At 51.9% G+C, this 2439-nt stretch carries 2 protein-coding genes and 1 pseudogene; 1 reads left to right on the top strand and 2 read right to left on the bottom strand.

Translation table 11 applies throughout. From position 1 onward, the window contains the following. Nucleotides 1-121 precede the first annotated feature (121 nt). Entirely contained in the window at nt 122-895 is a 774-nt protein-coding gene (locus ACQY8X_RS20770; protein WP_428037038.1) for a ferredoxin--NADP reductase, read from the bottom strand. Between the two features lie 143 nt (nt 896-1038). Between ACQY8X_RS20770 and ACQY8X_RS20765 the strand changes: the two genes are divergently transcribed. Further along, nucleotides 1039-1920, top strand: coding sequence for a LysR family transcriptional regulator (locus tag ACQY8X_RS20765; protein WP_428037037.1), 882 nt, complete (start codon nt 1039-1041; stop codon nt 1918-1920). Nucleotides 1921-1979: 59 nt separating this feature from the next. Here the strand turns inward: ACQY8X_RS20765 and ACQY8X_RS20760 are convergent. Next, a pseudogene (locus ACQY8X_RS20760) lies at nt 1980-2439 on the bottom strand (rhodanese-related sulfurtransferase); the annotation flags it as partial.

Genomic DNA, 2439 nt, shown 5'->3' with positions numbered 1-2439 from the left:
GGATTTTGAATCCCCTATGTCTACCAATTCCATCACACTGGCACAAACGTGGAGCGTATTATACGTCTCGTTTTCGGGCGGTCAATGTGATTAATGAAATATCGATTAAAAAATCACAATATCATTGTTCAACAAAGGCCCGTTCAATCACATAGTGTCCCAGATCGCCGTGACGTGCTTCAACAAAGCCCATTCCATCCAGAATCTGGGTGGTGTCTTTAAGCATACTGGGACTGCCGCAGATCATAAACCGGTCATTTTCAGTGCTGAGTGCCGGAAGCCCCAGATCATCGGTTAGTTTACCCGAGGTGATCAGATCGGTCAGCCGCCCCTGATTGCGAAACGGCTCGCGGGTAACGGTTGGGTAGTAGAGCAGTTTGTCGCTGACCATATCGCCAAAGTATTCGTTGCTGGGCAGGTGATCCTGAATCACATCGGCATAGGCCAGTTCTGACAGCTGACGAACCCCGTGGGTGAGAATTACTTTGTCGTACTGCTCATAAATTTCCGGGTCTTTAATAATGCTCATAAAGGGAGCCAGTCCGGTTCCGGTGCTGATCAGGTAAAGATGTTTACCTGGCAGCAGGTGATCATTGATCAGGGTGCCCGTGGGCTTACGGCTGATCAGAATCTGGTCGCCGGGCTGAATCCGCTGTAGCTTTGAGGTCAGCGGGCCATCCTGAACCTTGATGCTGAAAAACTCCAGTTGGTCTTCATGGTTGGCACTGGCAATACTGTAGGCGCGCATCAGTGGGCGGCCTTCATGCTCCAGACCGATCATGGTGAAGTGACCGTTTTTGAAGCGAAATCCGGGATCTCTGCTGGTGGTAAAACTGAACAGAGTATCGTTCCAGTGATGTACGCTGAGAACCTCTTCACGACCGATGTTTGACATGGAGCTACCTCAAAACTGTTTATTGGATTGCTTATTCTTTAAAACGATTAAAAAACGTTATCTATTCCCTGAGTGCATAGTAGAACGGGGTGGTATATTGTTAAAGACGATTATGTTGATAACAGTTATCGGAAAAACAGGTTATGAAATATACACTGCGTCAGTTGGAGGTGTTTCTGGCGGTTGCTCACTTCGATAATATCTCCCGCGCGGCAGACAGTTTGTCGATGTCTCAGTCAGCCGCCAGCGGAGCATTGCGGGATCTTGAAGCACAGTTTGATATTCAGTTGTTTGACCGTGTGGGTAAGCGGCTGAAGATCAACGAGCTGGGGCGGTTGCTGCGTCCCCGGGCGGAAGCGCTGTTAGAGCGGGCCCGCAGTCTGGAGCAGGATATGGCCCGGCATGAAGCGGTGGGCGCACTGAAGATTGGCGCGACCATGACTATCGGTAACTATCTGGCGGTGGGCCTGATGGCTCGCTATCTCGAAGAACAGCCCAGAGCTAAGCTGGATCTTCAGGTGGCCAATACCTCAGTGATTGCGGCCAGACTGCTCAACTTTGATCTGGATATCGGTCTGGTTGAGGGCGAAGTACAGCACCCGGATCTGGAAGTGATCCCCTGGTTGAGTGATCAGCTGGAAGTATTCTGTGCACCGGGGCACCCTTTTGCAGGCAAACAACAACTCAGTGATACCGATCTGCTCTCGGCTCAGTGGATTTTACGGGAACAGGGATCGGGAACCCGTCAGGCATTTGACTGGGCGTTGCATGGTTTGTTGCCAAATCTGCAGGTGTTGCTGGAGCTGGAACACGCGGAGGGGATCAAGCAGGCGGTGGCGCAGGGGCTGGGGATCGGCTGTTTATCGCGTATTGCTCTGCAGGAGTCGTTTGATCTGGGAACTCTGGTGCCTTTGAGGGTCGCCGGACGTGATTTTAGTCGTCAGCTCTATCTGGTGATCAACAAGCATAAATATCGCAGCGCTGGGATCGAACGCTGGATCGAGCTCTGTCATCAGGCGGATTAAACAGTCCGGTCGTGCGTTCAGGTAAGTCTGCAGACCGGACTGAGGCAAAGCGTCTGTAATTAGCGGTTTTCCTGCTGGGCCAGGCGTTCCTGCAGTTTCAGCTCGCGACGTTTGCTGCTGGTATCGTTAGCATCGGCGCCGAGATGAGCTTCGCCACGCTGCTCTGCCAGCTGCATCTGTTTCTGACGTTCGATAAAGCGCTCGCGCTGTTCATCGCTAAGATTGTCGTAGCAGTTAGGACAGCTGATACCCGCCTGATATTTTTCGCTTTGCATCTGCTCTGCGGTGAGAGGCAGGCGGCAGGCGTGACACTGGTCGTAACTGCCTTTCTCCAACTGATGATTCACAGTAACCCGGTTATCAAATACGAAGCACTCACCCTCCCACAGAGATTGCTCCTGCGGTACCTCTTCAAGATATTTGAGAATACCCCCTTCCAGATGGTAAACCTCGTCAAAACCCTGCTCTTTCAGGTAAGCGGTGGATTTCTCGCAGCGGATGCCGCCGGTGCAGAACATC

It is taken from the genome of Amphritea sp. (genome assembly GCF_050300915.1).
Taxonomy (GTDB): Bacteria; Pseudomonadota; Gammaproteobacteria; order Pseudomonadales; family Balneatricaceae; genus Amphritea.
This window is presented reverse-complemented; position numbering and strand designations above follow the sequence as displayed.

Bases quoted from the DNA above. Each gene is read 5' to 3' on its own strand.
- ACQY8X_RS20765 (WP_428037037.1), top strand. From the start codon at position 1,039: ATGAAATATACACTGCGTCAGTTGGAGGTGTTTCTGGCGGTTGCTCAC.
- ACQY8X_RS20770 (WP_428037038.1), bottom strand. From the start codon at position 895: ATGTCAAACATCGGTCGTGAAGAGGTTCTCAGCGTACATCACTGGAAC.